Genomic DNA, 337 nt, shown 5'->3' on the forward strand with positions numbered 1-337 from the left:
GGTCGGATCCGCCAGAGTAGATACATCTCCCAGAGCATCGTGCTCATTGGCTGCAATCTTGCGCAAGATACGACGCATGATTTTGCCGGAACGGGTTTTTGGCAAACGCTGTACAACAACCGCATGTTTGAAACTGGCGACCGCACCAATCTGGTCACGAACACGTTTCACCAGCTCACGCTGCAACTCACCTTCGTCAACGTCGATACCATCTTTAAGCAGGATCAGACCCAGCGGCTCTTCACCTTTCAAGTCACTGGTTTGGCCAATAACAGCACACTCCGCCACTGCTGAGTGCCCAGCCACGACCTCTTCCATTTCACCTGTCGACAAACGG

General features: G+C 53.1%; 1 protein-coding gene. It reads right to left on the minus strand.

The genetic code is table 11. The features are described 5' to 3' along the window. The coding region (locus Q4563_RS17785) for an AMP-binding enzyme (protein WP_442903782.1) at nucleotides 1–337 on the minus strand (337 nt) is incomplete at both ends.

The sequence above is a fragment of the Gilvimarinus sp. 1_MG-2023 genome (assembly GCF_030548285.1).